This window comes from Streptomyces sp. NPDC059695 (assembly GCF_042733785.1).
GTDB lineage: Bacteria > Actinomycetota > Actinomycetes > Streptomycetales > Streptomycetaceae > Streptomyces.
Map to the genome: position 1 here is coordinate 38,177 of NZ_JBHWFF010000045.1, position 6,530 is coordinate 44,706.

6 protein-coding genes are annotated in these 6,530 nt (G+C 72.3%); 4 read left to right on the plus strand and 2 right to left on the minus strand.

The features are described 5' to 3' along the window. Positions 1-129: 129 nt before the first annotated feature. Positions 130-858 carry a 3'-5' exonuclease gene (locus tag ACFV2S_RS34315; RefSeq protein ID WP_383787807.1) on the minus strand — a complete coding sequence of 243 codons (729 nt, stop codon included), beginning with the start codon at positions 856-858 and terminating at the stop codon, positions 130-132. Between the two features lie 120 nt (positions 859-978). On the opposite strand from ACFV2S_RS34315, the gene ACFV2S_RS34320 reads away from it, so the two are divergent. The 3 genes from ACFV2S_RS34320 to thrS all read left to right on the plus strand — a co-directional run bounded on the left by ACFV2S_RS34320 (position 979) and on the right by thrS (position 4,988). Next, positions 979-1,554, plus strand: coding sequence for a DUF4365 domain-containing protein (locus ACFV2S_RS34320; RefSeq protein WP_385568641.1), 576 nt, complete (start codon positions 979-981; stop codon positions 1,552-1,554). Continuing rightward, complete coding sequence (locus tag ACFV2S_RS34325; RefSeq protein WP_385568644.1) at positions 1,554-2,867, plus strand: hypothetical protein; 1,314 nt, start codon at positions 1,554-1,556, stop codon at positions 2,865-2,867. The genes ACFV2S_RS34320 and ACFV2S_RS34325 overlap by 1 nt, the downstream gene beginning before the upstream one ends. 144 nt (positions 2,868-3,011) lie before the next feature. Further along, complete coding sequence (gene thrS / locus ACFV2S_RS34330; protein ID WP_385568647.1) at positions 3,012-4,988, plus strand: threonine--tRNA ligase; 1,977 nt, start codon at positions 3,012-3,014, stop codon at positions 4,986-4,988. A gap of 106 nt (positions 4,989-5,094) precedes the next feature. Here the strand turns inward: thrS and ACFV2S_RS34335 are convergent, their stop codons facing one another. Continuing rightward, positions 5,095-5,784: a potassium channel family protein gene (locus tag ACFV2S_RS34335; protein WP_383787799.1), complete on the minus strand. Its 690-nt coding sequence runs from the start codon at positions 5,782-5,784 to the stop codon at positions 5,095-5,097. A 65-nt stretch (positions 5,785-5,849) separates the two neighbouring features. Here ACFV2S_RS34335 and ACFV2S_RS34340 point away from each other — a divergent pair, with 65 nt between their 5' ends. Next, entirely contained in the window at positions 5,850-6,413 is a 564-nt protein-coding gene (locus ACFV2S_RS34340; RefSeq protein WP_385568654.1) for an HIT family protein, read from the plus strand. The last annotated feature ends 117 nt before the right edge of the window (positions 6,414-6,530 follow it).

Below are 6,530 nucleotides of genomic sequence, written 5' to 3' on the forward strand. Positions count from 1 at the left end.
GGGCCCGCGGCTCTTCCGCGCGGGTTCACCCATACCGATCCCCGCGCGTGGGAACTGGTCACCCCCACCCGGCCCCGCCCCGCCCCCCCGCCGCGCCCCCCCCCCCCCCCCCCCGCCTCTGTCATGTGGTCACGCCGCCGTACGCAGTTCCGGCCGCAGCGGCCACGCCGGGTCCACCGTCTCCGGCGTCCCCTGCCGGGTGAACCAGGCCTGGAGCCCCCGCGCCTGCGCCGCGTGCCACACCGACTGGAGCGTGTGGAGCTCCGCCGGCGTCAGCCGCTCCAGGCGGGACGAGAAGCGCCGCGCCACCGCCCGTACGACGTCCAGCGCGGCCGTCGCGTCCGCCGCCGCGTCGTGCGCCCCGGCCAGCTCCACCTCGTAGTGCGCGCACAGGTCCGTCAGCGTCCTGCGGCCCTTCCGGTAGCGGTCGAGGTGCTTGTCCAGGACCCGCGGGTCGAGCACGGTCAGCGGGCTGCCCGCCGTGTAGTTCCCCAGCGACGAGGCCCGGTGCCGGCGCAGCTCGCGGTCCAGGATCGTCAGGTCGAACGGGGCGTTCATCACCACCAGCGGCCGCCCCGCCGCCGACTGCTCGGCCAGCGCGCGCGCCAGCTCCTCCATCACCGGGGCCGGCCACCGGCCGTTCCGCTGGAGGTGATCGTCCGTCAGGCCGTGGACCGCGGTGGCCCCCTCCGGCACCGGTATGCCGGGGTTGACCAGCCAGCGCGTCACCCGCGGACGCGCCCCCTGCGTGTCCTGGACGACGAGGGCGGCCGAGACGATCCGGTCCTCCTCGACGTCAACTCCCGTGGTCTCCGTGTCGAAAGCGGCCAGGGGCCCTTCGTACCAGTGCATCGACATCCCCGAACTCCCTGCACACGTGCGGCAGATGGCCAACCCCCTGCCCGAAACGGTGATACCCGGACTGTTTGCGTCGTACGCGGACCGGTCACAACACAAGGGACGGGGAAGGAAGAAGACATGGCGCTCGCCCAGCCCGAGTCGGGAGGGCTGCCGCCCCAGCGGGTGGCACCGACGCGCGGCTCACTCGCCACCACCGCCTGCATGGAGACCCTTCAGGTGGGATACCTGCACGCCGTCGCCGCCGCGGCCGGCTGCTCGCTGTCCCAGCCCTTTCCGGACAACGGCATCGACTGGCACGTGAGCCACAGCGCTCCCGAGCACACCGTCGACGACGAAGTGACCATCAAGGTGCAGCTCAAGTGCACCTACCAGATCCCGCCGCGCGCGCCGGGGAGCGCGTCCACGGCGTTCTCCTTCACCCTCGACAACGACCACCTGGCGAAACTCGCCCGGACGCCCGTGTCCGTGCACAAGATCCTGGTGGTGATGCTCGTCCCGAGGGCGCAGGAGGACTGGCTGAGAGCGGGCCACGACCGGCTCGACCTGCGGCACTGCTGCTACTGGATCAACCTGGCCGGACACCCGGTCACGGGACGGCGCCGGACCACCGTGCGCATCCCGACGACACGGATCTTCGACGACCGGGCGCTCTGCGAGATCATGACCCGGGTCGGCGTGGGAGGGAGACCTTGATGCACCGACCGATCGACGAACCGGCGTTCGGTGACGAGGGGGACGGGGCCGGCCGCGGCCCCGTCCCCCCGCCCTACCGGCCCCATCCGGCGCCCGGCGAGACGCCCGGGCCCTGGACCGGCATCCCCGGTCCGCCCCTCGGGCCCTGGGTCGACGCCCAGGGCGCACCCGATCCCGGCAGGGTCGACCCCCGGGTCCTCGGCGCCCTGCTCGCCCGCCACGGCTGGCGTCGCCGAGGGGGCGCCGTCGGCCGCTACAGCCGCTGGACGCCGCCCGGCACCGGCACCGGGACGAGCCTCCTCGTCCCGGAGAGCCGCGCCTTCCCGGACTGCGAGGACCTGCTCGGCGAGGCGCTCACCGCCCTCGCCCGCAGCGCCACGCCCTCGGCCCGCGAGGTCCTCACCGGCCTCTCCGTACCCAGCGACGAGATCCGCTGGTGGCGCGACGTGCCCCCGGGCCCGGCCGGCGCCGTCCCCTGGACGGTGCAGGAGCAGCTCAGGTCCGCCGCCCGCCAGCTCCTCCTCGCCGGCGCCCTCGCCGTGCGCGGCCGGGCCGGCTACTACGGCGCCCGCCACCGCCGCGCCGCCCAGACCTCCCTGGAGACCGTCGTTGTCGGCGCGCCGCCCGGCGGGCGCGGGCTGACCGCGTTCCTGCCGGTCGAACCGGGCCGCCCGATCGCCGTCCGGCTCTACCACGCGCTGTACGCGGCCCGGGAGGCCACCGACTACCAGCGGGCCACCGGCGGCATGGAGGCCTTCGACACCGCCGTCGGGGCCGGGGTCAGCCGGGAGCTCACCGAGGCGCTCGTCGCCCTCGTCCGGGGTACCGAGGGCGCCCGCATCGCCCTGGAGTGGGCCCCGGCCGCAGGGACGCCCGAGGGGTGCGCGGCCCGGCCCGAGCCGGTCGAGTTCTCGCCCGGGGACCTGCCCGCGCTGCGGGAGGCGAGCGCCCGCTACCTCACCGACGAGCCCTCCGTGCCCGTCCGCCTCACCGGCGCCGTCGTCCGCATGCGCCGCTCCGGGCCGCGCGGCGAGGGGATCGTGCGGCTCCGGGTCCTCGGCGGAGCGGACGTCCCGCACGTCCGGGTGGCCCTCGACGAGGAGGCGTACCGCACCGCCGGCCACGCCCACCTCGTGGGCCTCCCGATCCGGGTGGTGGGGCGTCTGGAGAGCCGCGGCGGGTTCCGCCGCCTCACCGACGCCTCCGGGGTCGTCCCCGTCCAGGTCGACGAGACGGAACGGGACCGGCTGCTGAAGGCGCTGCACGAGAACCTCGACTTCTTCGAGGAGGCGTGCGGACCGGAGGAGGAGTAGCGGGGGAGCGGCGACCCGGGAAACCCTTTCGCGGGCGGTGCGAACCGGTCGGTAAGATCGGTGACGACGCGGCACCTCGTCTCTGCCGCGCGTCGCCGGCGCCGGCACCTCGTGTCTGCCAGCGCCCTTATGTATGGAGTACCCGTGTCTGATGTCCGTGTGACCGTCCAGTCCGCCTCGGAAGCAGAGGAGAGGGCGGTGAGCGCGGGCACCACCGCCGGCGCCCTGTTCGCCGACGACCGCACCGTCATCGCCGCCCGCGTGGGCGGCGAGCTGAAGGACCTGTCGTACGAGCTCGCCGACGGCGATGTCGTCGAGGGCGTCGAGATCTCCTCCCCGGACGGTCTCGACATCCTGCGCCACTCGACCGCGCACGTCATGGCCCAGGCCGTACAGGAGCTCTTCCCCGAGGCCAAGCTGGGCATCGGCCCGCCGGTCCGGGACGGCTTCTACTACGACTTCGACGTCGAGAAGCCCTTCACCCCCGAGGACCTCAAGGTCATCGAGAAGAAGATGCAGGAGATCCAGAAGCGCGGCCAGCGCTTCGCCCGCCGCGTGGTGACCGACGAGGCCGCCCGCGAGGAGCTGGCGGACGAGCCGTACAAGCTGGAGCTCATCGGCATCAAGGGTTCCGCGTCGACCGACGACGGCGCGAACGTCGAGGTGGGCGGCGGCGAGCTGACCATCTACGACAACCTCGACGCCAAGACCGGCGAGCTGTGCTGGAAGGACCTCTGCCGCGGTCCGCACCTGCCGACCACCCGGAACATCCCGGCGTTCAAGCTGATGCGCAACGCGGCCGCCTACTGGCGCGGCAGCGAGAAGAACCCGATGCTCCAGCGCATCTACGGCACCGCCTGGCCGTCGAAGGACGAGCTGAAGGCGCACCTCGACTTCCTGGCCGAGGCCGAGAAGCGCGACCACCGCAAGCTGGGCAACGAGCTCGACCTCTTCTCGATCCCGGACGAGATCGGCTCCGGCCTCGCCGTCTTCCACCCCAAGGGCGGCATCATCCGCCGGGTCATGGAGGACTACTCGCGCAAGCGCCACGAGGAGGAGGGCTACGAGTTCGTCTACTCGCCGCACGCCACCAAGGGCAAGCTGTTCGAGAAGTCGGGCCACCTGGACTGGTACGCCGAGGGCATGTACCCCCCCATGCAGCTCGACGAGGGCGTGGACTACTACCTCAAGCCCATGAACTGCCCGATGCACAACCTGATCTTCGACGCGCGGGGACGCTCCTACCGTGAGCTGCCGCTGCGCCTGTTCGAGTTCGGCACCGTGTACCGGTACGAGAAGTCGGGCGTCGTCCACGGTCTGACCCGGGCCCGCGGCTTCACCCAGGACGACGCGCACATCTACTGCACCCGCGAGCAGATGGCCGACGAGCTGGACCGCACCCTCACCTTCGTGCTGAACCTGCTCCGCGACTACGGTCTGACCGACTTCTACCTGGAGCTGTCGACCAAGGACCCGGAGAAGTTCGTCGGCTCGGACGAGGTGTGGGAGGAGGCCACCGCGGTCCTCCAGCAGGTCGCCGAGAAGCAGGGCCTCCCGCTGACCCCCGACCCGGGCGGCGCCGCGTTCTACGGCCCGAAGATCTCGGTGCAGGCGCGGGACGCCATCGGCCGCACCTGGCAGATGTCGACCGTGCAGCTCGACTTCAACCTGCCGGAGCGCTTCGACCTGGAGTACACCTCCCCGGACGGCACCAAGCAGCGCCCGGTCATGATCCACCGCGCGCTGTTCGGCTCGATCGAGCGGTTCTTCGCCGTGCTCCTGGAGCACTACGCGGGCGCCATGCCGCCGTGGCTGGCGCCGGTCCAGGCGACCGGTATCCCGATCGGTGACGCGCACGTCGACTACCTGCACGAGTTCGCCGCCAAGGCGAAGAAGCAGGGCCTGCGGGTGGAGGTCGACTCCTCCTCGGACCGGATGCAGAAGAAGATCCGGAACGCGCAGAAGCAGAAGGTCCCGTTCATGATCATCGCCGGTGACGAGGACATGGCCGCCGGCGCCGTCTCCTTCCGCTACCGCGACGGCTCGCAGGAGAACGGCATCCCCGTCGACGAGGCGATCGCCAAGCTCGCCAAGGTCGTCGAGGACCGCGTCCAGGTCTGACGGACCAGGGCCCGTCCAGGACCGGTGACGCCAGTCGTCCAGGTCTGGTGACCTGGGTCGTCCGGACGCGGCGACCCGAGTCGTCCGGGTCCGGTGACGCAGTCGTTCAGGAGGCCCCCGGGGAATCACCCGGGGGCCTCTTCTCGTCCTCCCGGGTGAACACCTGGATGAGCCACGACGAGAACGAACCCGTCACCGCGCCCAGCAGCGCGAGCCCGCAGGCCATCATGCCCACCGCCACGAGCCGGCCCATCGGGGTCACCGGCGTCACGTCCCCGTACCCCACCGTCGCCAGGGTCGCGCAGGCCCACCACACCGAGTCCCCGAAGGTCACGATCGTGGCGCCCGGGGCGTCCCGCTCGAACCGGTACACGGTGAGGGCGCCCGCGAAGCCCAGCAGGGTCACGCTGAGTCCCGCGTAGACCATCACGCGCGCGTAGAGGCTGAGCCGGGGCTTCTCCCGGCGCCCCTGCAGCCGGTAGTAGAGGTTCACCATGCGCACCGGCCGCAGCAGCGGAAGGACCACGACCACCGTGTCGAGGAGGTGCGTGCGGACGAAGCGCACCGGGTTCAGGCCGCTCAGCCGGAGCCGTACCGCGTAGTCCACGCCGAAGACGGCCCAGGCGGCGAACGTCACGGCGAGGCAGAGGTCGAGCCAGACCTGCGGAAGGGTGTCGTCGGCGAGGATCCGGACCGCGTAGCCCGCCAGGTAGACGAGGGAGGCCACGGCGAGAGGGATCTCCATGAAGGTGTCCCATTGCTCCTGCCGGGGCGGTTTCGGTGGCCTGTCGCTCATCGGATCAGCATGGCCGCTGCATGGATCTTCCGCCCCGGCGACACGTTCCGAACGGACGACGCAATATGCTGCTCGGCATGACGACTGAGCCGGAGCAGCAGATCGGAGTCGGGACGCAGGACGCGTTCCAGCGCCTGTGGACGCCTCACCGGATGGCGTACATCCAGGGCGAGAACAAGCCCACCGGGCCGGGGGCCGAGGACGGCTGTCCGTTCTGCTCGATTCCGTCGAAGTCGGACGAGGACGGTCTGGTGATCGCGCGCGGCCGGAGCGTGTACGCGGTGCTCAACCTCTACCCGTACAACGGCGGTCACCTGATGGTGGTCCCGTACCGTCACGTCGCCGACTACACCGACCTCGACGAGGCGGAGACCGCCGAGCTCGGCGACTTCACCAAGCGCGCGATGGTCGCCCTGCGAGCGGCCTCCGGCGCCCACGGCTTCAACATCGGCATGAACCAGGGCGCCGTCGCGGGCGCCGGCATTGCCGCGCACCTGCACCAGCACGTGGTGCCGCGCTGGGGCGGGGACACCAACTTCATGCCGGTCGTCGGGCACACCAAGGTGCTGCCCCAGCTGCTCGCCGACACCCGGAAGATGCTGGCCGACGCGTGGCCGACCGCCCTCTGAGCCGCTGACCCCGGGGCGGGGGGGGGGGGGGCGCCGCCCCCCCCCCCCGGGCGCCCGCGGGCGGGGCGGGGGCGCGCGCGCCGTGGGGGGGCCGGGGCGGGGGCGGGCCGCGCACAC